This window comes from Streptosporangium sp. NPDC001559, from assembly GCF_042893955.1.
In the GTDB taxonomy this organism is placed as follows: Bacteria; Actinomycetota; Actinomycetes; order Streptosporangiales; family Streptosporangiaceae; genus Streptosporangium.
In genome coordinates, this window is sequence record NZ_JBIAVG010000010.1 from 237,164 (window position 1) to 258,041 (window position 20,878).

At 72.2% G+C, this 20,878-nt stretch carries 20 protein-coding genes and 1 riboswitch; of the genes, 11 read left to right on the forward strand and 9 right to left on the reverse strand.

Annotation, left to right across the window (positions count from 1 at the left end; all coding sequences use genetic code 11):
- The first annotated feature begins 4 nt into the window (after positions 1 to 4).
- Both ACFYY8_RS23305 and ACFYY8_RS23310 read left to right on the forward strand, forming a co-directional pair.
- Positions 5 to 1,222, forward strand: coding sequence for an ATP-grasp domain-containing protein (locus tag ACFYY8_RS23305; protein ID WP_390044141.1), 1,218 nt, complete (start codon positions 5 to 7; stop codon positions 1,220 to 1,222).
- Positions 1,223 to 1,360: 138 nt separating this feature from the next.
- Entirely contained in the window at positions 1,361 to 2,122 is a 762-nt protein-coding gene (locus ACFYY8_RS23310; protein ID WP_390044142.1) for a metallophosphoesterase family protein, read from the forward strand.
- Between the two features lie 18 nt (positions 2,123 to 2,140).
- On the opposite strand, the gene ACFYY8_RS23315 is transcribed toward ACFYY8_RS23310, so the two are convergent.
- Both ACFYY8_RS23315 and alaS read right to left on the reverse strand, forming a co-directional pair.
- A complete protein-coding gene (locus ACFYY8_RS23315) occupies positions 2,141 to 2,365 on the reverse strand; it encodes an ArsR/SmtB family transcription factor (protein ID WP_390044144.1) in 225 nt (74 codons plus the stop codon).
- A gap of 99 nt (positions 2,366 to 2,464) precedes the next feature.
- Positions 2,465 to 5,110: an alanine--tRNA ligase gene (gene alaS, locus ACFYY8_RS23320; RefSeq protein WP_390044146.1), complete on the reverse strand. Its 2,646-nt coding sequence runs from the start codon at positions 5,108 to 5,110 to the stop codon at positions 2,465 to 2,467.
- Between the two features lie 138 nt (positions 5,111 to 5,248).
- Positions 5,249 to 5,375: riboswitch (cobalamin riboswitch) on the forward strand.
- Positions 5,376 to 5,567: 192 nt separating this feature from the next.
- On the opposite strand from alaS, the gene ACFYY8_RS23325 reads away from it, so the two are divergent.
- The 3 genes from ACFYY8_RS23325 to ACFYY8_RS23335 are packed head-to-tail and all read left to right on the forward strand — an operon-like array spanning position 5,568 to position 8,412.
- A complete protein-coding gene (locus tag ACFYY8_RS23325) occupies positions 5,568 to 6,572 on the forward strand; it encodes an ABC transporter substrate-binding protein (RefSeq protein WP_390044148.1) in 1,005 nt (334 codons plus the stop codon).
- Entirely contained in the window at positions 6,569 to 7,633 is a 1,065-nt protein-coding gene (locus tag ACFYY8_RS23330) for a FecCD family ABC transporter permease (protein WP_390044150.1), read from the forward strand. The genes ACFYY8_RS23325 and ACFYY8_RS23330 overlap by 4 nt, the downstream gene beginning before the upstream one ends.
- Positions 7,633 to 8,412: an ABC transporter ATP-binding protein gene (locus ACFYY8_RS23335; RefSeq protein WP_390044152.1), complete on the forward strand. Its 780-nt coding sequence runs from the start codon at positions 7,633 to 7,635 to the stop codon at positions 8,410 to 8,412. The genes ACFYY8_RS23330 and ACFYY8_RS23335 overlap by 1 nt, the downstream gene beginning before the upstream one ends.
- 13 nt (positions 8,413 to 8,425) lie before the next feature.
- Here ACFYY8_RS23335 and ACFYY8_RS23340 read toward each other — a convergent pair whose 3' ends face one another.
- Positions 8,426 to 9,067, reverse strand: a complete 642-nt coding sequence (locus tag ACFYY8_RS23340) for an NAD(P)-dependent oxidoreductase (protein ID WP_390044154.1) — start codon at positions 9,065 to 9,067, stop codon at positions 8,426 to 8,428.
- A 97-nt stretch (positions 9,068 to 9,164) separates the two neighbouring features.
- Between ACFYY8_RS23340 and ACFYY8_RS23345 the strand changes: the two genes are divergently transcribed.
- The 3 genes from ACFYY8_RS23345 to ACFYY8_RS23355 all read left to right on the forward strand — a co-directional run bounded on the left by ACFYY8_RS23345 (position 9,165) and on the right by ACFYY8_RS23355 (position 12,263).
- The gene (locus tag ACFYY8_RS23345; RefSeq protein ID WP_390044156.1) at positions 9,165 to 9,749 is read left to right on the forward strand and encodes a TetR/AcrR family transcriptional regulator; all 585 of its coding nucleotides are present in this window, start codon (positions 9,165 to 9,167) and stop codon (positions 9,747 to 9,749) included.
- Between the two features lie 311 nt (positions 9,750 to 10,060).
- Positions 10,061 to 11,380, forward strand: a complete 1,320-nt coding sequence (locus tag ACFYY8_RS23350) for a M20 family metallopeptidase (RefSeq protein ID WP_390044158.1) — start codon at positions 10,061 to 10,063, stop codon at positions 11,378 to 11,380.
- Positions 11,381 to 11,468: 88 nt separating this feature from the next.
- Positions 11,469 to 12,263, forward strand: a complete 795-nt coding sequence (locus ACFYY8_RS23355) for an IclR family transcriptional regulator (RefSeq protein WP_390044160.1) — start codon at positions 11,469 to 11,471, stop codon at positions 12,261 to 12,263.
- A 3-nt stretch (positions 12,264 to 12,266) separates the two neighbouring features.
- Here the strand turns inward: ACFYY8_RS23355 and ACFYY8_RS23360 are convergent, their stop codons facing one another.
- Genes ACFYY8_RS23360 through ACFYY8_RS23375 form a run of 4 tightly spaced genes read right to left on the reverse strand, consistent with a single transcriptional unit; the run spans position 12,267 to position 16,226 of the window.
- Positions 12,267 to 13,130 carry an alpha/beta fold hydrolase gene (locus tag ACFYY8_RS23360; protein ID WP_390044162.1) on the reverse strand — a complete coding sequence of 288 codons (864 nt, stop codon included), beginning with the start codon at positions 13,128 to 13,130 and terminating at the stop codon, positions 12,267 to 12,269.
- A 55-nt stretch (positions 13,131 to 13,185) separates the two neighbouring features.
- Positions 13,186 to 14,064, reverse strand: a complete 879-nt coding sequence (locus ACFYY8_RS23365) for an alpha/beta fold hydrolase (RefSeq protein WP_390044164.1) — start codon at positions 14,062 to 14,064, stop codon at positions 13,186 to 13,188.
- Positions 14,061 to 15,008, reverse strand: a complete 948-nt coding sequence (locus tag ACFYY8_RS23370; RefSeq protein ID WP_390044166.1) for a hypothetical protein — start codon at positions 15,006 to 15,008, stop codon at positions 14,061 to 14,063. Before ACFYY8_RS23370 ends, ACFYY8_RS23365 begins: the two co-directional genes overlap by 4 nt.
- Positions 15,009 to 15,017: 9 nt before the next feature.
- Positions 15,018 to 16,226 (reverse strand): Rieske 2Fe-2S domain-containing protein, encoded by a 1,209-nt coding sequence (locus ACFYY8_RS23375; RefSeq protein ID WP_390044168.1) that lies wholly within the window; start codon positions 16,224 to 16,226, stop codon positions 15,018 to 15,020.
- Positions 16,227 to 16,457: 231 nt separating this feature from the next.
- On the opposite strand from ACFYY8_RS23375, the gene ACFYY8_RS23380 reads away from it, so the two are divergent.
- On the forward strand, positions 16,458 to 17,450 hold the full coding sequence (locus tag ACFYY8_RS23380) for an NAD(P)/FAD-dependent oxidoreductase (protein WP_390044170.1): 993 nt from the start codon (positions 16,458 to 16,460) through the stop codon (positions 17,448 to 17,450).
- Between the two features lie 19 nt (positions 17,451 to 17,469).
- A complete protein-coding gene (locus ACFYY8_RS23385; RefSeq protein WP_390044172.1) occupies positions 17,470 to 17,829 on the forward strand; it encodes an indolepyruvate ferredoxin oxidoreductase subunit alpha in 360 nt (119 codons plus the stop codon).
- A 197-nt stretch (positions 17,830 to 18,026) separates the two neighbouring features.
- Here the strand turns inward: ACFYY8_RS23385 and ACFYY8_RS23390 are convergent, their stop codons facing one another.
- Positions 18,027 to 19,199, reverse strand: a complete 1,173-nt coding sequence (locus tag ACFYY8_RS23390; RefSeq protein WP_390044174.1) for a hypothetical protein — start codon at positions 19,197 to 19,199, stop codon at positions 18,027 to 18,029.
- A 166-nt stretch (positions 19,200 to 19,365) separates the two neighbouring features.
- Here ACFYY8_RS23390 and ACFYY8_RS23395 point away from each other — a divergent pair, with 166 nt between their 5' ends.
- On the forward strand, positions 19,366 to 19,791 hold the full coding sequence (locus ACFYY8_RS23395; protein WP_390044176.1) for a low affinity iron permease family protein: 426 nt from the start codon (positions 19,366 to 19,368) through the stop codon (positions 19,789 to 19,791).
- A gap of 229 nt (positions 19,792 to 20,020) precedes the next feature.
- Here ACFYY8_RS23395 and ACFYY8_RS23400 read toward each other — a convergent pair whose 3' ends face one another.
- Positions 20,021 to 20,818, reverse strand: a complete 798-nt coding sequence (locus ACFYY8_RS23400) for an inositol monophosphatase family protein (RefSeq protein ID WP_390044178.1) — start codon at positions 20,816 to 20,818, stop codon at positions 20,021 to 20,023.
- Between the last annotated feature and the right edge of the window lie 60 nt (positions 20,819 to 20,878).

Genomic DNA, 20,878 nt, shown 5'->3' on the forward strand with positions numbered 1-20,878 from the left:
GGGGATGGCCCACCCCCGCGCCGGGCGGCCCGTGCTGCTGCTCGTGACGAGCCGCAGGCGGCGTTTCACCCGCCACCTGCTGGAGCGGCCGGACATCGGCACGGTGCTGCTGTGCACACGGGCCACGGCGGGTACGGTGCCGGATGGCGCGCCCTGTTTCGTGATCGACGAGGACCGGCCGCTGGCCGGGGAGGTGACCCGTTACAAGAAGTGGGCCTCCGGGCTCGACGCCGTCCCCGCCTACTTCTGCAACCCCGACGAGACGCTCCAGCCGCTGACGCACCGCTTCGCCGCGTTCGCCGGGCTGCCGCACATGACCCGGGACCAGGTCCGCCTGGCCACGGACAAGGTGGCGATGAAGGAGCTGTTCGCCGCCGCCGGGCTGCCCGCCGCGCGCTGGCGCGTCGTCACCTCGGCGCAGGAGGTACGGGCGTTCGCCGACCGGAACGGATGGCCCGTCGTGGTGAAACCGGCCGTCTCCGGCTCCAGCGTGGACGTCTGGAGGTTCCACGCCCACGAGATGACCTCGGCCGCCCGGATCATGGCGGTACGGCCCCGGCGGCGGTGGATCGTCGAGGAGCACGTGGCGGGCACCGAGCACCAGCTGTGCGCCCTCGTGCACCGCGGCGAGGTCCAGGACGCCTTCGTCGCCGTCAACCCGGCCCCCATGCTGGAGACGCTCGAGGGCGCGATGAACGCCGACATCACGCTGGCGCCGTCGGAGCCCAAGCCCCTCGATCCGAGGAAGGTGGCGCAGCGGATCTCCGACGCGCTGGGTTATCGCGACGGTTATCTCCACGCGGAGTTCTTTCTCCGGCCGGACGGTTCCCACGTCATGGGTGAGATCGCGGCGCGGCTGAGCGGGGCCTGGTTGCCGGAGAACCACGGCCTTTCCCACGGGTTCGACATGCTGGCCGCCGTCGCGGACGTCTATGTGGGGCGGCGCCCGCAACTGGCGTACACCCTCGACAGGTCGGTCGGGGATCTTCTCCTTCCGGCCCGCCGTGGCCGCGTGCTGGACATCTCTCCCATAGAAGACCTTCTTTCCCTTCCCGGGGTCATCTCCGGCGAGGTCACGGCCTCGGTCGGCGACCGTCTCGAACCGGCGCGCGCCTCGAACGCCTGCACCGGCTATCTGCACATAGCGGGAAGGGATTCGAAAGAGGTCAGGTATCACATGGAAAACGCGCTGTCCGAATATCGTCTGGTGACAACAGAATGATTTCACCGATAAATCATCGTCACCTGTGTTGTTCAGGGCTTTTTCCGGCCGGTCGGCCGGTCCGCTGGCGACCGGCCGCGGCGTCCGTGTAGAAAAGCACCTGAGACCCGTAACCGACGCGGCCAGAAAGGACATTCGATGGTGGCAAGTGTCGCTGTTCTGTCCGATATTCATGGGGTGTTGCCCGCGCTTGAGGCCGTACTCGCCGAACCCGAGGTGATGGCCGCCGACAGGATCGTCGTCACCGGCGACCACGCCGCGGGCCCCCAGCCCGTCGAGGTGCTCGACCGGCTCCGCGAGCTGGGCGACAGGGCGGTCCTGGTGCGCGGCAACGCCGACCGCGACCTGGTCGCGTTCGCGCGGGGAGAGGGCGTCGAGGACGCCTGGGAGATCGACCTGTGGGCCGCGCGGCAGCTCCGCGACGAGGACGTCAAGCTCCTGGCCGACCTGCCCCACCCGGTCACCATGGAGGTCGAGGGCTTCGGCAAGGTCGTCTTCTGCCACGGAACCCCGCGTGACGACAACGAGGTCGTGCTGGTCGACACCCGGCTTGAGCGCTGGGCGGAGGTCTTCGCCGACCTGCCCGACGACGTGCGCACCGTGGTGTGCGGGCACACGCACATGCCGTACCTGCGGCTCGTGGACGAGCGTCTCGTGGTGAACGCCGGAAGCATCGGCATGCCCTACGGCCGCACCGGCGGCCACTGGCTGCTGCTGCGCGACGGCCAGGTCCAGATCCGCCGCACCCCGTTCGACCTCGGCGACGCCGTGGAGTCCGTGGTGCGGAGGTCGGGCTACCACGACTGCCGCTCGTGGGCCGAGCACTACATCCACGCCGTCACGACGGACGCGGAGGCCGTCACCGCCTTCGGCCCGCGCGACGGCCGTACGACCAGCTGAACGCCCTCATCCGATCGCTCAGGAGGTGGGGGCGGCCGCCAGCCCGTCACCGAGGGGACTCCTGCGGTACAGGACGTGCCGTCCGTCGCGGGCCCTGGTGACCAGGCCGGTGCCGTACGGCACGCGCAGGTGCTGGGAGACGGCGCTGGGGGTCACCCTCAGGCGGCGGGCGAGTTCGACCGTCGGCAACGGCTCCTCGAGCAGGCCGAGCAGCGTGGCCCTGGGCGCGCCCAGCAGCGCCACCAGGGCGCCGGCGTCCGGGGGAACGCGAGCCGTACGCGGCCACGAGCCGGCGCCACGTCAGCGTCTACGAACACGCCGGGTGAACCGGGGCGGTTCCGGTCACTCCGGCGTTCGGTCCGCGAGGAGGGCGGCGAGGGCGGCCAAGGCCTTGTCGGGGTCGGCGGGCCTGCGGCCCTGAGCCGTCTCGGCGTTGCCGCCGCCCCGGCCCTCGGGAAGCGCCCTGACCAGGTCCGCGGCGGCCAGTCCCCGGGTACGGCCCGCGGCGTTCACGGTGACCACGAGGGCCGTGCCGGACAGCACCGCGGCGACGCCCGGCCGGTCCTCGGGCAGGGCCGTGCCGACGCGCTCCGCCAGGAGACGGGCGTCGGTCTCCGTGGTGCCGGTGGCCAGCAGGACGTCGCCGTGGACGGTCGCGGTCGCGGCGACCTGGCCGGCCTCGACGGTGAGGAGCCGGTCGCGGAGCCTGGCCGTCTCGCGTTCGCTCTCCCTGAGGCGTTCGGCGAGGGCGGCGACCCGGTCGGCGACCTCCGCGCGGGGGGCGTTGAACCGCTCGGCGATCCGGGAGACGAGGTCGCGCTCGCGGGCGAGGTAGCGGAAGGACTCGATGCCGGTGACGGCCTCGATGCGGCGCTGTCCCGAGCCGACCGACGACTCGGCGGTGACGGCGATGCCGCCGATCTGGGAGGAGCGGTCGACGTGGGTGCCGCCGCACAGCTCCCGCGACCAGGCGCCGCCGATCTCGACGACCCGGACGGTCTCGTCGTAGGTCTCGCCGAACAGCGCCAGCGCCCCGATCTCACGGGCCTCCCGAAGGGGCATGTGGCGTACCTCGACCGGCAGGTCCCCGCGGATCGCGACGTTGGCGGCGTCCTCGATCTCCCCCCGGACCCCGGCGGGCAGGGCGCCGCGCCAGGAGAAGTCCAGGCGCAGGTGGCCGGGCCGGTTGTAGGAGCCGGACTGCAGGGCGGCCGGGCCGAGCGTGGCGCGCAGCGCGGCGTGCACGACGTGGGTCGCCGAGTGGGCCTGGCGGGCGCCCGCGCGCCACTCGGGGTCGACCTGGGCGCGCACGGGCTGTCCCGGCGCCAGCTCCCCGTCCAGGACGCGCACCTGGTGCACGACCAGCCCGGGGACGGGGCGTTGCACGTCCAGCACCTCGGCGGACAGGCTCGGGCCGTGCAGCGTGCCCGCGTCGCTCTCCTGGCCGCCGGACTCGGCGTAGAACGGGGTGCGGTCGAGGACGACGCCGACGATCTGGCCCGCGACGGCCGTGGTCACGGGCGCCCCGTCGCGGAGCACGGCCAGGACCGTCGAGTCGGTGGTCAGCGTCGTGTACGCCTGCCAGTCGGTGGGGCCGTGCTCGTCGAGAAGCGCTCGGTGCAGGCCGGTGTCGGCGTGGCCTGTCTTCCTGGCGCGGGTGTCCTCGCGGGCTCGGCGCCGCTGTTCGGCCATCAGCTCCCTGAACCCGGTGACGTCCACGTCGAGGCCGTGTTCGGCGGCGATCTCGACGGTCAGGTCGATCGGGAAGCCGTAGGTGTCGTGCAGCTTGAAGGCCGTGGCCGCTGGCAGCCGTTCCCCGGTCCGGGTGATGGCCCGGTCGAGCAGCGCGCTGCCCTGGCGCAACGTCGAGCGGAAGGTCTCCTCCTCGCCGTAGGCGTAGGCCGAGATCCGGTCGAAGTCGGCGGCCAGCTCCGGGTAGGAGGGCGCCATGCAGTCGCGGGCCACCGGCAGCAGTTCGGGTAGGACCGGGTCCTCGTAACCGAGCAGCCGGACGGCGCGGATCGCGCGGCGCAGGATCCGGCGCAGCACGTAGCCGCGTCCCTCGTTTGAGGGGGTGACGCCGTCGCCGATCAGCATGAGCGCGGTGCGGACGTGGTCGGCGACGACCCGGAGCCGGACGTCGTCGGGGTGGCTCTCGGCCGCGGACGGCCCGGAGCGCACGCCGTACCTGGTTCCGGTCAGCGCCGCCGCGGCGTCCAGGACGGGCCGGGTCTCGTCGGTCTCGTAGAGGTTGTCGACGCCCTGGAGCAGCGCCGCCATGCGTTCCAGGCCCATGCCGGTGTCGATGTTGCGGGAGGGCAGCTCGCCGAGGATCGGGTAGTCCTCCTTGCCGACGCCCTCGCCCCGCTCGTACTGCATGAAGACCAGGTTCCAGAACTCGAGGTAACGGTCCTCGTCGACCTCGGGCCCGCCCTCTCGCCCGTAGGCCGGGCCACGGTCGTAGTAGAGCTCGGAGCAGGGCCCGCACGGCCCGGGGACTCCCATGGACCAGAAGTTGTCGGCCTTGCCGCGCCGTACGACGCGGACCTCGGGCAGGCCGATCACGTCCCGCCACAGGGCGTGGGCCTCGTCGTCGTCCAGGTAGACGGTGGCCCAGATCCGGTCGGGGTCGAGGCCGTAGCCTCCCTCGGCCCGAGGCTTGACCGTCAGGTCCCAGGCGAGCCTGATCGCCTCCTCCTTGAAGTAGTCGCCGAAGGAGAAGTTGCCGCTCATCTGGAAGAACGTGCCGTGCCTGGTGGTCTTGCCGACCTCGTCGATGTCGAGGGTGCGGACGCACTTCTGCACGCTGGCCGCCCGGGGGGACGGCGGTGTCCGCTGCCCGAGGAGGTAGGGCTTGAACGGCACCATGCCCGCGTTGACGAACAGCAGTGTCGGGTCGTCGGCGGGCAGCGGCGCGCTGGCGGCCACGGTGTGCCCCGCCGCCGCGAAGTGCTCAAGGAACCGCCGTTTGACCTCCGCCGTCCGCACTTGCCCTCCCGAATACTGCCAGTCTTTGCAATTGCAAATTTGTTGCAACAAGGCATCGTACAGCCGCCGCCGGAACCGGAAGCCATCTTCAGCGCATCAACGGCTTCGTGCAATGATGACCGGCGAAGGCGAGCGCGGACGAGGAAGCCGGTGCGAATCCGGCGCGGTCCCGCCACTGTGATCGGCGAGCGGACCCCCACGAGGTCACCGCCCCCTGCGGGGTGGGAAGACGGGGGCGAGCATCGACCCGAGAGCCAGGAGACTCACGCGGTCGCCTCCTCGACGAACTGGGGCGGATCTCCCCGGAGAGGAACGGGTCGGCCGATGGATGACCTCGCGTGGCGACGACCGCACGAGCCCTCCGCGCCGGCGTGTGCCCGGAGACGACCTCCTGGCCGGTTCCGTGATCTTCCGGCAGGGCCGTCCCATGGTGCAGATCCCGTGAGAGGAACCGTCCGTGACGGTCAGACGTCCCCTGTCCCTGTTGCTCGCCCTGTCCTGTGCCGTGCTCCTGGCCGGTTGTGGCGCCTCCGCCGGGGAACCGGCGCCCTCCGGAGCCCCGGCTGAAGGCCCTGCCGGGGCCGTCGCGGGCTTCCCGGTCACCCTCGACGACTGCGGCGTCAGGACGACCTACGACCGGCCGCCGCGGCGGGCGGTCTCGCTCAACCAGCACGCGACCGAGGTGATGCTGGCGCTGGGACTGCAGGGGTCGATGGCCGGCACCGGATATCTCGACGACAAGGTCCTGCCCGAGTACCGGGCCGCCTACGACGGGGTGAAGGTGCTGTCCAGGCGGTACCCCTCCTACGAGGCGCTGCTGGCCGAGGAGCCCGACTTCGTCTACGGCGGTTTCTCCAGCGCCTTCGACGAGAAGGAGGGCCGCGGCCGCGACGCGCTGGGCAAGGCCGGGATCGACACCTACCTCAACGTCGAGCAGTGCCCGTCCGGCCCCGTGGACATGGACCTGATGGACCGGGAGATCCGCAACGTCGCCACGATCTTCGGCGTGCGCGAGCGGGCCGAGGCGCTCATCACCCGTCTGCACGAGCCTTTGGCGCGGGTGAGGGAGAGGCTCGCCGACGTCGAGCCGGTCAGGTTGTTCGTCTACGACAGCGGTGACAAGACCGCCTTCACCGCCGGGGGCAGGGGCGTCGGCGACGAGATCATCACGCTGGCGGGCGCGCGGAACGTCTTCACCGACGTGGACAAGGCATGGGCCGACGTGTCGTTCGAGCAGGTCGCCGAGCGCGCGCCCGACTGGATCGTCGTCTACGACTACGGCGACGAGAAGGTCGAGGACAAGAAGAGGTTCCTGCTGTCGAACCCGGCGCTCGCCGACGTTCCGGCGATCAGGCACAGGCGGTTCGCGGTGCTGCCGCTGTCGTCGGTCGTGCTCGGGGTCCGGGCGCCGTCCGCGGTGGAGTCGCTGGCCCGGCAGATCCACCCCGACCGGTTCGAGTGAGCGGCCTGACCGGGCTCTCCCGGACCACGCCCGTCACCCGGCGCCCCGGCCTGCCGTACCCGCTGACGCTCGCGCTGTGCGCGCTGCTGCTCTGCGGGGCGGTCACGGCGGGGGTCGCGGCCGGTTCGATCAGCCTGCCCGCCGGGCAGGTGTGGGGCATCCTGCTGCACCGCCTCAACCCCGCGCTGGCCGAACCGGTCTGGTCGCCGGTCAGGGAGACCGTCGTCATGGACGTACGGCTGCCACGGGTGATCCTGTGCGGGGTCATCGGCGCCGGTCTCTCGGTCTGCGGGATGGCGTTGCAGGCGCTGGTGCGCAACCCGCTGGCCGATCCGATGCTGCTGGGCGTCTCCTCCGGCGCCAGTGTGGGCGCGGTGAGCGTGACGGTGTTCGGCCTGACCTTCCTCGGGCCGTTCTCCCTGCCGGTCGCCGCGTTCGCGGGGGCGCTGGCGGCGCTGGTCACGGTCTATCTCCTGGCCCGGTCCGGCGGGCGGATGACCACGGTGCGGCTGGTGCTGGCCGGGGTGGCGACGGCCGAGGTGCTGTCGGCGACGGCCAGCTTCCTGGTGGTGACCTCCGACGACCCGCACCGAGCCCAGTCGGCCGTCCGCTGGATGCTCGGCGGCGTCGCGGGGACGACGTGGACGACGGTGTGGGTGCCCGCGGCGGCCGTGACGGCGGGCACCGTCGTCCTGCTGGGCGTCTCGCGCCCGCTGAACCTGCTGCTGGCCGGGGAGGAGGCCGCCGCCTCCCTGGGGCTGGACGTGCACCGCTTCAGGACGGCGCTGTTCGTGCTGGTGGCGATGGTGATCGGCACCGTCGTCGCGGTCAGCGGGACCATCGGGTTCGTCGGGCTGATCATGCCCCATGTGGTGCGGCTGCTCGTCGGTGCCGACCACCGGCGGGCGCTTCCGGCCACGGCGTTGCTCGGGGCGGCGTTCCTCATCATGGCCGACCTGGTCGCCAGGACGCTGATCACCCCCGAGGAGGTCCCGGTGGGGATCATCACGGCGCTGGTCGGCGGGCCGTTCTTCCTGTGGCTGATGCGGAGGAGGACCTGATGGGCGCTCTGGCCGTACGGGAGGTCTCGGTGCGGATCGGCGGCAGGGACCTGGTTCGCGCGGTGACGTTCGAGGTGGCCCCCGGTGAGGTGCTCGGCCTGGCCGGGCCCAACGGCGCGGGCAAGTCGACCCTGCTGAGAACCCTCTACCGGGTGCTGCGCCCCACCGCCGGGCAGGTGCTCCTCGACGGGCACGACGTGTGGCGGACGCCGGGCAGATGGCTGGCCCGCCGGCTGGCCGCGGTGCTTCAGGAGGGCGGCGGCGACTTCGGGCTGAGCGTCCACGACATGGTGTCCATGGGACGTACCCCGCACAAACGGGCCTTCGACGGCGACTCCCCCGCCGACCGGGCGATCATCGCCGAGGCGCTGGAACGGCTGGACGTGGCCGATCTGGCCCACGCGCCCTTCGACCGGCTCTCCGGCGGGGAGAAGCAGCGGGTGCTGATCGCCCGGGCGCTGGCGCAGCGGCCGGAGGTGATGGTGCTGGACGAGCCGACCAACCACCTCGACCTGCGCCACCAGCTCGACGCGCTGCGTCTGGTGCGCGGGCTCGGGATCACCGCGGTGATCGCGCTGCACGACCTCAACCTGGCCGCCGCGTTCTGTGACCGCCTGTGCGTCATGGACGGCGGCGCGGTCGTGGCGCTCGGGACCCCGCGCGAGGTGCTGACGCCTGAACTGCTGCGGGACGTCTACCGGGTGGACGCCGAGGTCGGCGCGCATCCGAGGACGGGCGTCCCCCAGGTGACGCTGATCACCGAGGGGGACGCGCCGTGAGGGAATCCGTGCCTCAGTAGCCCAGTGAGACGGTGTGGCCGACGGTCTCGGGGGCGGCCAGCGTGGCGAGGATGGCGTCGGCGAGGTCCGCGCGGGAGATGAAGATGCCCCCTCTGACGTTGACGTCGACGGCGGTGCGGTACGGCTTGCGCCTGCCGTCGGTGAGCCGGGGCGGACGCATGATGGTCCAGTCCAGGCCACTGGCGCGGACGGCGTCGTCGGTGCGGACGAAGTCGGCGAACCCCTCACGCAGGAGGCGCCGCAGCATCGGCTTGACCAGCAGGCGGCTGGCCGGTCCGTCGCCGCTGTCGACGATGTGGCCGCTGGCCGTGACGACGACAAGGCGGCGGGTCCCCGCGGCGCGCATCGCGGCGATGATCGCGCGGGCGCCGTCCGCGCACACCGATCCGCCGCCGCCCGGCCGGGGCCCGAGGGCCGAGATCACGGCGTCCCCGCCGGTCACGGCGGCGACGACGGCCTCCGGGGCCGCGGTGTCCATGACGTCGGCGACGACCGGCTCAAGCCTCGGGTGGCCGGTGGACGTCAGCCGGGCCGGGTCGCGCACGACGGCGGTGACGTGGTGGCCCGCAGCGAGGGCCTGCTCGACCACGTGCCGCCCGGTACCGCCGGTCGCTCCGAACACGGTCAGCTTCATCTAAGCTCCATGTGGTTAGTAAACGTTCGCTAACCCTTGGAGGTTAGTGAGCGATCACTAACCTCGTCAAGCGACGCCCAGCCAGAAAGGGACCGAGATGGGCACCAGGGACGTGATCCTCGACGCGGCGGCGGCGGTGATGGCCGAAAGGGGTCTCGCCAACGTGACCACCCGCCAGATCGCGCAGGCCGCCGGGTTCACCGAGGCGACGCTCTACAAGCACTTCGCGGGCAAGGCCGACCTGCTCGTGGCGGTGATGCGGGAACGCTCCCCCGGCTTCACCCGGCTGGCGCAGGCGCTGAACGGCGGGGCGGGCACGGGCACGCTCCTGGGCAACCTCACCGCGCTGGCCCAGGCCGCGATCGCCTTCTACGGCGAGGGCTTCCCGATGCTCGCCTCGGTGTTCGCCGATCCGGCGACCCTCGCCGCGCACCGGGAGGAGCTACGTGTCCACGGCGCCGGTCCGCACAAGGTCAACGAGGCCGTCGCGGCCTACCTGAGCGCCGAACGGGACCTCGGACGGCTGCGGCCGGAGACCGACGTGACCGCCGCCGCCGGGCTGCTGCTCGGGGCCTGCTTCCAGTACGCCTTCCTCGGGCACATGACGCCGCCCGGCGACCGCGACGACGAGAGGGCCGCGGCGTCCTTCGCCCGCACCCTCCTCGAACGGCTCACCGTGTGACGACCACTTATGGGATAGAGATCTTCACCGTGGCGTCGCCGTACGCCGATCCCGCGTGGGCGTCCCGCTGAGCGGGACGTTTCCATGGGCGGTTCCCCTCCGGCCGGCGGATCATCTCGGCAGGGCGGAAACGGCTCCCGCGTGGGACCCCCGGCCACGCGCCGGGGGTCCCACGCGGGACGAGTCAAGGAGATCCCCATGCCACGTCCCCTGCTGGTCCTGCTGGTCTGCGCGGCCGTCGTCGCGGCGCTGCCGCCGCTGTGGCGCCTGCTCGCCAGGCGGGTCAACACCCAGGTCCGCCGGATCAACCGGTGAACGCGCCCGACGGGCTCGACGGGCTCGACGGGGACCGGCGCGACCTGGTCGCCGCGGCCTGGCGGCACGTCACGGGCGACCGGCTGCGGGAGCTGTTGCGCGGCCTGGTGGACATCCCCAGCCCCACCGGCGGCGAGCGTCCCCTGGCCGAGCACATCGCCGCCACCCTGACGGCCGCCGGTGTCACGGCGGCCGTCCAGCCGCTCGACGACCGGCAGGCCAACGCGTGGGGCCGGTTGCCCGGCGACGGCGGCGGCCCCGACCTCATGCTGTACGCGCCGATCGACACGCTGACCACCGGCCGCGAGGACGAGGACGTCCCGTGGATCGGCCCCGCGCTGCGCCCCGACATGCGTCCCGCCGCCCGCGTCGAGGGTGACCTGGTGACCGGGCTCGGCGCGGGCAACCCGAAGGGGCACGCCGCCTGCGTGCTGATGGCCGCCGAGGCCGTTCACCGGGCCGGGCTGCCGCTGGCCGGGGACCTGCTGGTCGCCTTCGGGTCGGGCGGCATGCCCGCCAACGCCGCGCCCGGCGCAGGACGGCGCAATGTCGGGCAGGGGGTCGGCTGCTCCTACCTGCTCGAACAGGGACTCTGGGCGGACTTCGCGGTGATCGCCAAGCCGGGATGGACGGTCTCCTGGGAGGAGGTCGGGCTGGCCTGGTTCGAGGTCGTCGTCCACGGCGTCCACACCTACGCCGGCTCACGGCACCGCCTGCCGTACGAGAACGCGATCGCCAGGGCGGGCGAGGTCGCCGTACGGCTTGAGCGGTGGTTCGCCGGGTACGCCGAGCGGCACACCGAGGGGACGGTCTCCCCGCAGGGCGTCGTCGCCGCGATCGAGGGGGGCTGGCCGTACCGGGCCGCGGTGACCCCGGCCGCGTGCCGGCTGCTCGTCGACCTGCGGCTGAGCCCGCGCACGACCCCCATGGAGGCCAAGCGGGAGTTCGGCGCCGCGATCGAGGGGATCCGCGCCGAACTGCCCGGCGTCCCGGTGACGTTCGAGATGGTGCTCGCCGTACCCGGCACCGCCTCCGACCCCGGGGGCTGGGTGGCCCGTGAGGCCGTCGCCGCCTGGGAGGCCGCCGAGGGGCGCCCGCACGAGGTGGCCCTCGGCAACAGCGGCGCCACCGACGCCAACATCCTGCGGGGGCGGGGGGTGCCGACCGTGCGGATCGGCATGCCCAAGATCGCCGGGCTCGACTTCTCCCTGGGGATGAACACCGCCGACGTCAGGGAGATGGAGCGGCTCACCCGGCTGCTGGTCCGCGTCGCCGTCAACACGGTCACCAGGTCCCGCACGGAGGTGGGCATATGACCATATTGGTCACAGAGGGTAGCTATTTCGGATGGAACGCATCAAACTACTCCTCACAGGTCTCCGAACCACCTGGGAGGTCCCTGCGATGACGGTACTCCCGTTCGCCCGCGCCGGATCGACGGCGACGCCGGGCAACGCCGAGGCGATGAACTCCGTCCTGGGCAAGGCCCGTCTGATCATCGAGGCCTTCACGGCCGAGGACGACGCCCTGTCCCTGTCCGAGCTGGTCAGGCGCACCGGAGTGGCCAAGGCGAGTGTGCACCGGCTCGCCCAGGAGTTGCTCGGCTGGGGGGTGCTCGAACGGGCGGGCAGCCACTACCGCCTGGGGCTGCGACTCTTCGAGATCGGCCAGCGGGTGCCCAGGCAGCGGATCCTGCGTGAGGCGGCCCTGCCGTACATGGAGGATCTGCTGCTCGCCACGCACGAGACCGTCCACTTCGCCATCCACGACGGCCTCGACGTGCTGTACGTCGAGAAGCTCATGGTGCACCGGGGCCTGCGCAAGCAGTCCCGGGTCGCCGGGCGGCTCCCCCTGTTCTGCACCGCGACCGGGAAGGTGATCCTCGCCTTCTCCCCTCCTGCCCTCTTCCACGAGGTCGTACGGCGCGGCCTCACCCCCATGACGCACCGGACGATCACCCAGCCGGGGCTGCTCCAGGCCCAGATCGCCAGGGTCAGGGCGGAGCGCCTCGCGGTCGAGGCCGAGGAGACCAGGCTCGGTTACACGAGCCTGGCCGTGCCCGTCTTCGGGGACACCGGCGCGCTCGCGGGCGCGTTGTCGATCACGGCGCCCACCTTCAGGATGAACCACGGCCGGTTCACGGCCGCGCTGCGCACCGCGGCGCTCGGTGTCTCCAGGACGCTCCAGGCGACGGGCTGACGCCTACGCGGAGATCGGGTGCCCGGCGAGGAAGGCCAGGCTCAGCTCGTTGTAGCGCGCGGCCTGCTCGTGCTGGGGCCAGTGGCCGCACTCGTCGAACAGCACCAGCTCCGAGCCCGCGATGGCCCTGTGCATCGCGGCCGCCTCGGGCACCTCGCCGAAGGGGTTGTCACGGCCCCACACGATCAGGGTCGGCACGTCGATCCCGGCGAGGTCCTCCGGGCGCAGGATGTTCCGCAGCCGGGTCTCCAGGTCCTGCAGGCACAGCAGGTTGCCGAGGTTGGCGGCGAAGCCAGGCCGGTGGTAGACGGCGTGCCTGACCGCGACCAGTTCCTCGGTCGCGTCCTTCGCGTCAGCCATCAGCAGCCGCAGCCGCCGCCTGGTCAGCCCGATGTCGTCGCCGGTGACCGCCTGCCTGGTCGAGGTGCGGATGCGCTCCATGACCTTCGGGTTGGCCACGGTGCCCCCGGCGCAGAGCAGTTGCAGGGAGGCCACCCTCCCCGGCGCGTCGATCGCGGTGCGCGCCCCGACCCAGCCGCCGAGGGACTCTCCGACGATGTGGGCGCTCTCGATCCCGGCCGCGTCCATGTAGGCGAGCAGGTGGTCGCGGTAGCGGGGGATCTCGTAGGGGTAGTCCGGCATGCCGGTGTATCCGTGGCCGAGCATGTCGATCGCGTGGCAGGCGTAGCGGTCCGCGTGGGCGCCGAGGTTGCGGGCGAAGGCCTCCAGGTGGCCGCTGGTGCCGTGCAGGAAGATCACCGGCTCGCCGGTCCCGGCCTGCAGGGAGCGGGTGGGGACGCCCCCGGCGTCGACGGTGGTGACCCGGAAGTCGAGGCCGGTCAGTTCGGTCCAGATGGTGGTGGTCATGGGACTGTTCTCCTTGGTGTCAGGGTCACGGGTGGTCGACGGAGCGGTCGCCGGGTCATGGGTGGTCGACGGAGCGCAGGAAGCCCTCGACGACCGCGTGGTAGGCGGCGGGCCGTTCCTCCTGCAGGTGATGCGAGACGTGGTCCATGACGTGCAGGTTTCCGCGCCTGAGCATCCGCGACAGCATGAGCGGGTAGTCGGGGGTGAGAAAGGCGTCCTCACGCCCCCAGATGAACAGCGCCGGCGCCTCGACCAGCCCGAGCTCGGCGGTGAGGTCCTGCCAGTCGCCCCGGGGCGAGTCCGTCATCGCGGCGAGTTCGCGCTCCCCGGGGTCGAGGCTCTGCCGCCAGCGCATGTCCACGGTCTCCTCGGGCAGGCGCGCGGCGTCGTACCACTCCAGCCGGGTGATCAGCTCGCGCATCTTCTCCCGGGTCGGTCCCCGCCCGCCGTAGTAGACGTCGCGGGCGGCGCGGCCCCGGTGCCCGCGTTCCGGCAGGGGCGCCAGAGGGCCGTAGAAGACGGGCATGCTGCCGGTCACCACGAGGGAGCGGACACGATCGGGGTAGCGGGCCGCGAGGCACAGCGCGATGGTGCCGCCCCAGGAGTTGCAGACGAAGTCGGCCCTCTCGACGCCGAGGGCGTCCATGAACGCGACGGTCTTCGCGGCATGGAAATCCCACATCGGCCCGCTAATTCGGCATTTTTCGGATTTGCCGTACTGGAGGATGTCCACGATCAGGCACCGCCGGTCGGCCGAGAAGTACGGCGCGACGGGCCCGAAGTCGCTCCAGCCGGTGCACCCGGGGCCACCGCCGTGCAGGAAGATCGTGTCCGGCCCCTCCCCCAGCTCGTGGAAGTGGTACCTGACGCCGTCCGCGTCGGCGAAGCGGCTCTCGGGCGGGACGCCCGCCGCCGGTGAGGGCACGCCGGTCATCGGTGACCTCCCGCGGGGTCGAGTACGGCCACGCCCATCCCGGTGAGCCACTCGGGCATGGGCGCGTAGACCAGCGGCGTGCCCGGCACGAAGCCGAGCGCGGCGGCCATCACCAGCCAGGTCCGCAGCTCCTGGCCGCCGTTGCCCGCCGCCTCCTCCACCTCGGCGGTCGTCAGCGAGGCGTAACGGCGCAGACGGCCGCCCGCGAGGTCGTCGAGGAAGGCCCGGTCGAACTCGGGGAAGATCGTCGGGCGGGCGGCCACGATGATCTCCCGGCGCCGCCTGTCGTAGCGTTCCCACTCGCCCCGCCCGTTGGTCCAGGCGTCCACCAGGAAGGCCTCGTCGTCGCCCTGGGGGTCCGCCCAGTCACTCGGCCACGGCAGCCGGTGGGACAGCCCGCCCGAGGCGACCACCACCACGCGCCGGTCCCCCGCGATCCGTCCCACGGCCCCGGCGAGGTTCTCCCCCAGCCGGACGCAGCGCGCCAGTGTGGGCAGCGGCCGGGCGAAGACGTTGACGACCAGCGGGACGACCGGCACCTCCAGGTCGCCGAGCAGGTACTGGATCGCGTGCGACTGCCCGTGGTCGATCTGCAGCCGGGCCGAGATCGCCACCTCGGTGCCCGCCTCGACCAGGTCGGTCGCCAGTGCCCGCGCGAAGGCGGGGTCGGTCCGCTGGGGCCCCTTGGGGGTACCCGCCTCCCCCATGGCGACGACCTCGCCGACGCCCACGGTGAAGGCCGGGACCAGGTCCAGCCAGAGGCCGCGGAAGTGGTTCGACCCGACGATCACCACCACGTCGGGGCGCGCCAGCTCCACCCGGTGTCTGGCGGTCTCCAGCGCGTCGCGGAAGGCCTCGGCCCGGTCGGTGTGCACGACCCGGTCCCAGTGCGTGTTCATCAGGGTCGAGTGGGACGCCCCGACCCCGAGCACGATGTCGGACATCTTCGGCCCTCAGCCCGCGTTCCCGGCGCGCAGCCGTTCGAGGCGTTCCTCGGTGGTGTCCTCGGCGAGTTTGCGCCACCTCAGGAGGGAGTCGTCGGGACGGTAGAGCTTCTCCGGCGGCGCGTCGGTGACCTCGACCATCCACTTGTCCTGGCCGGAGAACTGGCCGTGGAAGAGCCAGCGCACCGCGCCGAGATACTTGGCGTAGAACGACAACGCCCGGATACCCCTGCTGAAGTCGGCCAGCATGCCGACGTACAGGTGGTTCTCCGCGTCGACCGGCACGTAGAACTCGTAGTGGATGAAGGTCGGGTAGACGATCCGCAGGACGCCCGGCATGCCGACCGAGGCGAACCCGGGGAACTCCTGGGCCGCGATCGTCGGGTTGACCCGGCGGTGCGAGGCGGTGTTGCCGATGTTCTGGACCGTCTTCGGGGGGCGGGCCTTGTACCACGCCGTCCCCGACCACCTGCCGAGCCCGGGGAAGTCCGCCTCCCAGAACTGCTCCCGCTGCACCCGGTAGATCCAGCGTCCGCGCCTGACGATGCTCGTGGTGTTCCAGACCGGCATCGGCTTGAACAGCCGCCACAGCGCGGTGCGGTGGAGATACTTGGCGTGTCCCTCGTCGTAACCGTTCTCGCAGGCGAACCGCCAGTTGCCCGCGCGTGCCTGGATCCGCTGGCCCACGACCGCCGGGTTGCCGACCAGTTCCTCCGGCAGCTGCTCGTCGATCGGGTGCGGCCTCTCGCCGTCGCCGACGTACACCCAGACCAGGCCCAGGCGCTCCTCGACGTCGTAGGTCGGCTGGGTGACCTTGCCGCAGATCGGCGACCCCGGGCCGTCGGTGATCGCGGCCTTCAGGACGCCCGTCTCCAGGTCGAAGGTCCATCCGTGGTAGACGCAGGAGATCGTCCCGGGGAACTGCTTGTCGCCGTGGCTCAGCGGAACCCCCCGGTGGGGGCACCGGTCCCGCATGCCGTACACCCTGCCCCGGTCGCGGATGACGAACAGGCGCTCACCGAGCAGGGTGACGGGGCGCGGCTTCTCGCCGACCTGCGAGGAGAAGCAGACCGGGTACCAGTAGCCGCGGAAACCCGCCGCCGCGGCCTGGTAATGCGGCCAGCTCGACCAGTCCTGACGGCCCGGCAGCCTGCCCGCGCGGCGCCCCCTCGCCGGACTCACGGTCGGATTCACGGTCGGATCAACGGTTTCGGTCATGTCTGCTCCAGTCGCCTCACGCCGGTGCCGGGAGCAGACCATCCGGCCCGGGGCTCGGGAAAGGAACCCGGTTCACCCAGCGGACCGCGTGCCGAGGACCACGGCCCCGTCGGCGACCACACCGAACCCGCGCGGGCAGCGGTCCGGTGAGCGGTCCCCGCCGCGGGACCTGACCGGGGTGCCCGGCCTACGTTCTGCGGCGAGAACGCACCGACCCCCAGGGAGCCCCCGGTGAGCACCCCCACACCCGTCTCGGCCGACGTCCTCGTCGTCGGCGCGGGACCGGCGGGACTGTACGGCGCCTACTGCGCCGGATTCCGCGGCCTGTCCACCGTCGTCGTCGACGCCCTGCCGCAGGCGGGCGGCCAGGTGACGGCCCTGTATCCGGAGAAGGAGATCCGCGACGTCGCCGCCCTCCCCGCGATCAGGGGCAGGGACTTCGTCGCCGCCCTGGTGGAGCAGGCCTCGGCCTTCGGCGCGACCCACCTCATGGGCAGGCGGGCCGTACGGCTCGAGCACCGCGACGGCGAGCCGGTCGTGACGCTGGACGACGGCACGGTCGTCAACGCCCGCGCCGTCGTGCTGACCTCCGGCATCGGCACACCGACCCCGCGGCCGCTGGAGTGCGGCCAGGAGTGGCTCGGCACGGGCCTGTCGTACTTCGTGACCGACCCCCGGGCGCACGCCGGCCGGGACGTGGTGGTCGTCGGCGGCGGCGACAGCGCCCTGGACTGGGCGGACACGCTCGGCCCGATCGCGCGCTCGGTGACCCTCGTACACCGGGGGGCCGTCTTCCGCGGGCACGCGGCGACCCTCGACCGTGTCAGGGCCGGGCGGGCGCGCGTCCACACCGAGACACGCGTGGCCGCGCTCGAAGGGGACCTCGCCACGGGCCGCCTGGCGAAGGTGCGGCTGCGGGCCCGCTCCGGCGAGGAGACGGTCGTCGCGGCCGACCACGTGATCGCCGCGCTCGGCTTCGTCAGCGACCTGGGCCCGCTGCGGGACTGGGGGCTCGCCCTGCGGGGGCGCTCTGTCGCCGTCGACCGGTCGATGCGGACCAACCTGCCCAGGGTGTACGCCGCGGGAGACCTGGCCGGTTACGAGGGCAAGGTGCGGCTGATGTCCGTCGGCTTCGGCGAGGCCGCGACCGCCGTGAACCACGTGGCCGTCGACCTCGACCCCGGCCTGTCCCTGTTCCCCGGCCACTCCACCGACGGCCCCTGACCCGCGAAAGGACATCCCCGTGACCTATGTGATCGGCCCCGGCTGCATCGACGTCCTCGACCGCTCCTGCGTCGACGTCTGTCCCGTCGACTGCATCCACGTCGGCGAACGCAAGAGCTACATCAACGCGAGCGCGTGCATCGACTGCGGCGCGTGCGAAGTCGAGTGCCCCGTCTCCGCGATCGTCGCGGATCGGCGCGCCCGAGGGGACGAGACGTTGAACGCCCACCTTGAGGACTCCCGCGCCTTCTTCCTTGAGGTGCTGCCCGGCCGTGACCGGCCCCTCGACGACCCCGGCGGCGCGCCGCCGACCGGCGAGATCGGCGTGGACACCCCCCTGGTCGCCGCGCACCCGAAGCGAAACGGCGGCCTTCCGTGACCCGCCCGGACTCGCCGAGCCGGTGGCCGGGGCCGGACGGGCAAGTCCTCAGCCGACGCCGACGTACCGGTGCGGCGTGAAGGGGGTCGAGGTCCGTCTTCACAGACCGGTCGTCAACGGCCACGGGCCTGCCCGGGGTCGCGGCACGTCCACGTCGCGACCACCGCCGCGGGCCGACGGCCGATCACCGGCCCCTCTCAGCGCCTCATCCAGATCCATCCCCTGCTGTCCTCGTCGTAGGAGGGGCTGCCGCCGACCGCGAACACCTGCTCTCCCCCGGGGACCTTGGCCATGTCGAACACCTCGGGTGCGTTGCCGGCCCTGGGCGCCTTCTCCCGGGTCCAGGACCGGCCGTCGAAGTGGAGCAGAATGCGATGCTCGTCGTAGGCGTAGTTGGAAGCGCCGAGCCATACCCCGCCGTGGCCGTCCGGCGCCACGGCTCCGAACGAGATCGCCTCCTCCGGGACGCCGCCGGGCAGGTCCCATCGGCGGCCGTCCCAGCGCATCAGCAGTGCGGCCTGGCGGCGGCCTGGCCGCATGATCGAGCCCGCGACCCAGACCTCTCGTGCCGACACCGCCACGACGTCGCGGAACGAGGCCTCCGCACCGCTGAGCGACGGCGGTGCGGGCACGGCTCTCCAGCGGCGGCCGTCCCAGTGCTCGATCGCGGAGACTTCCCCCAGATCATCGCGGGTGAGTGCCCACAGGTCGTCCGGGGCCGCCGCGCTCAGCCTGCTCACGGACGAGGCCGAGGAAACAGGGACCTCGGACCAGCCCGACGGGGACCAGTGCGCGAGAGGGAGGGGGCGCCAGAGCGGATTCTGCCGTGTTCCGGCGATCTGGCCGCCGGCGATCCACACGTCCTGGGGGCCGGCGACGACGGCGTCGTCCAGGCGGGCCGAGCGCGGCCAGGGTGGTCTTCCCCGGCTTGACCACCGGCGGCCGTCCCAGCGCCACATGTCCGCGTCCTGGTCGAAGATCCAGACATTGGTCGCGGCCGTTCCGGAAACGACCGTGGGATACCGCAGGCTCCCCGGTGGGCGGATGGATCGCCATTCGCGTCCGTCCCAGCGCCACAGGCCGCCGCCGTACGGGCCGACGGGCTCACCGTCGGTACCCACCGCCCACGCCTCGCCGGGCGCGACCGCGACGACCCTGGTCGTCTCGGAGCCTCCGTGAACCTTCTCGGTCCACACTCCCGCGGACAGGGGCAGGTCCCCCTCGGCCGGAGCGCCGCGCCCCGGTGTTCTCCCCGAGGAGCCCCGCGAGCCCGCGGCGCCGTCGCCCGAGCATCCCGCCGCGGCGACGCTCAGCACCGCGAGCACGACCAGCGGTCCCATCACAAGCGAATTGCGCGGAAACCGTGCCATGGAGCAGCAGCCTACGCATCCCGATCAGATGCCGTTCGTCCGGTGAGGCGGCGGTGACGGTGGCCGACGCAGAACACGACGTAAAAATTACGAACGGTGGTGATTCCAGAACGTTCTCCTGGATAGCTGTACTTTCTCACGTTTTGGTGGAGCGAAGGGGGCGGCGATGACGACACATCACTCCGGCAGCGGCGACACGGTCACCATGCCGACGGACGTGAACACCCGCCTGTCGTTCTTCGACCGCTTCGCCACCAAGGCCGCCGCCTTCGTCTCCGGCGCCTGGTTCTTTGCGATGTGCGTGCTGCTGGTCCTGATCTGGGCTCCGTCGTACTTCGCCTTCGGTGACGTCGACACCTGGCAGCTGATCATCAACACGGCCACCACCATCGTGACGTTCCTGCTGGTGGCCCTGCTGCAGAACACGCAAAGGCGGGCCGACGAGGCCCTGCAGCACAAGCTGAACGCGATCGCCGACGCGCTGGCCGACCTGATGAAGCAGGTCGCCGCCGACCGGCAGCTGAAGCAGCTGCACGAGGACATGCGCGAGCTGCGTGCCGCCATCGGCCTGGAGAACAAGGAAGGCACCTGATCCCGGCCCGCGGTCCTCACACACCGTGGTGAGCGCCGGCACCGGCCGACCACGACGACGCTCGCCGGTGCCGTGGTCGGCCGGTGCCGATCTCCGGCAGGCGCCTCCTCGGATCGCGGCGGCCGAGCGATCGGGGCGGCCGAGCGATCGGGGCGGCCGAGCGATCGGGGCGGCCGAGCGATCGGGGCGGCCGAGCGATCGGGGCGGCCGAGCAGGAGAGCGGCCTCTCCTATTCTCGGCTGTGGATCATCGACATCAGCAGCCCGTGGGTCTCGGCGTCGGCGGCCACCACAAGCCCGCGACCCGCCCGCCCGATCGGGGCACCGTCGATCCCGGTGACCACACAGCCGGCGGCCCGGCACACCGCGATACCGGCGGCGAAGTGCACGCTCCCGGACAGATCACCTCCGTCGGTGACGTACGCGGCGCGTTTGCCGACGGCGACCCAGGCCAACGCCAGCGTCGTGGACACGACCCTCGGCCGGAACCACTCGGCGAACCCGGCGTGGGCCAGCAGGTCAACGGCCCGGAACCCGGGCGCGCTCGGGAACGGCGGATCCAGGTTGACGTCCACCAACCGGCTGGCGGAAGTCGGCACGGACCGCGTGTCGACCCCGTCGTGCCGTGTCCAGGTGGACCCGCCGTCGGTGAAGAAGACCTCGCCGCCGAACGGGTCGGCCACCGCCGCCGCCCCGTCGCGCAGCGCCACGTTGACCGCCACCAGCATGCCGCCGACGGCGTAGTTCAGCGTGCCGCACAGGGGGTCGACCAACCACTGGCGCGCGGCGTCGGCCGCGCCCTGCCGTCCGCCTTCCTCGCCGAGCACCGCGTCATCGGGTCGGGCGGCACGGAGGACGCCGAGGATCGCCTTCTCGGCCTCCACATCGGCGGTCGTGGCGAAGTCTCGGGCTCCCTTGTCGATGCGGGTGAGCCGCCGGCCGTACAGGCCACGCACCACGTCGGCGCCGGCACGCGCCGCGGCCATCGCGACCTCGGCGTCGTCGGGGCTCGCGTTGGAGTTGATCACGCCGTGCAGGGTACCGGGAGGAAGCCGATCTCCACCGGCCGGATCGGACGTCGCCCGTAC

Bases quoted from the DNA above. Each gene is read 5' to 3' on its own strand.
- ACFYY8_RS23305 (WP_390044141.1), top strand. From the start codon at position 5: ATGGCCCACCCCCGCGCCGGGCGGCCCGTGCTGCTGCTCGTGACGAGC.
- ACFYY8_RS23310 (WP_390044142.1), top strand. From the start codon at position 1,361: ATGGTGGCAAGTGTCGCTGTTCTGTCCGATATTCATGGGGTGTTGCCC.
- ACFYY8_RS23335 (WP_390044152.1), top strand. From the start codon at position 7,633: ATGGGCGCTCTGGCCGTACGGGAGGTCTCGGTGCGGATCGGCGGCAGG.
- ACFYY8_RS23340 (WP_390044154.1), bottom strand. From the start codon at position 9,067: ATGAAGCTGACCGTGTTCGGAGCGACCGGCGGTACCGGGCGGCACGTG.
- ACFYY8_RS23345 (WP_390044156.1), top strand. From the start codon at position 9,165: ATGGGCACCAGGGACGTGATCCTCGACGCGGCGGCGGCGGTGATGGCC.
- ACFYY8_RS23355 (WP_390044160.1), top strand. From the start codon at position 11,469: ATGACGGTACTCCCGTTCGCCCGCGCCGGATCGACGGCGACGCCGGGC.
- ACFYY8_RS23360 (WP_390044162.1), bottom strand. From the start codon at position 13,130: ATGACCACCACCATCTGGACCGAACTGACCGGCCTCGACTTCCGGGTC.
- ACFYY8_RS23365 (WP_390044164.1), bottom strand. From the start codon at position 14,064: ATGACCGGCGTGCCCTCACCGGCGGCGGGCGTCCCGCCCGAGAGCCGC.
- ACFYY8_RS23370 (WP_390044166.1), bottom strand. From the start codon at position 15,008: ATGTCCGACATCGTGCTCGGGGTCGGGGCGTCCCACTCGACCCTGATG.
- ACFYY8_RS23375 (WP_390044168.1), bottom strand. From the start codon at position 16,226: ATGACCGAAACCGTTGATCCGACCGTGAATCCGACCGTGAGTCCGGCG.
- ACFYY8_RS23390 (WP_390044174.1), bottom strand. From the start codon at position 19,199: ATGGCACGGTTTCCGCGCAATTCGCTTGTGATGGGACCGCTGGTCGTG.
- ACFYY8_RS23395 (WP_390044176.1), top strand. From the start codon at position 19,366: ATGACGACACATCACTCCGGCAGCGGCGACACGGTCACCATGCCGACG.